The following is a 745-nucleotide window of genomic DNA, read 5'->3' on the forward strand; positions in this document are numbered from 1 at the left end:
AAAACAATTAGATGGAGCAGAACTTATGTCGAAGAAATTATTTACTACTTATGAACAAAAATTACTTAAGAAAAATCCTTATGTAAAGTCAGTGAGTGAAAAAGGAATTACATATACAGATGAATTTAAAGCACTAGCCATTAAAGAATATGAAGCTGGAAAAGGTCCAAAGAGAATCTTTGAAGATGCAGGGTTTGATATTGAGGCGGTTGGAATGGAGCGTGTACACTCATCGTTAAAAAGATGGAAAATAGCTTATCAAACGAACGGTGCATCTGGGCTCGAAGATTCTCGTAAATATCATTCGGGACGTCCACTGGAACGTGAATTAAGTTTAGAAGAGAAATACGCTAGATTGGAAGCCCAGAACGCTCTTCTAAAAGCAGAAAATGAACTGCTAAAAAAGATCGATTTAGCAGAAAGGATGTTGAGAAAGAAGAAGTAAAACTCACGGCTGAACAAAAATTTCAGCTGATTTACACAGTCATTAAAAAATATAAATTAAAGCGAATGGTACAACATCTGTGCGTACTAGCTGGGGTTTCACGTTCAGGATATTATCGTTATTTTTCAGAAGAAGCAGCGAACAGAAGACAAGCACATCATCAAGAGGATGAAAAGGTAAAAGAAGTTATATTAAAAGCATTTCACTTCCGTGGTCGTTCTAAAGGTGCTCGCCAAATTAAAATGACGTTAGAAGACCAATTTAAAATTACATATAACTTAAAGCGAATCCGACGAATTA

At 35.4% G+C, this 745-nt stretch carries 1 pseudogene; it reads left to right on the forward strand.

The features are described 5' to 3' along the window. Nucleotides 1–25 precede the first annotated feature (25 nt). Nucleotides 26–745 (forward strand): annotated as a pseudogene (locus ACH0B5_RS18050) (HTH domain-containing protein); the annotation flags it as partial.

It is taken from the genome of Ureibacillus sp. 179-F W5.1 NHS (assembly GCF_045369345.1).
Lineage (GTDB): Bacteria > Bacillota > Bacilli > Bacillales_A > Planococcaceae > Ureibacillus > Ureibacillus halotolerans.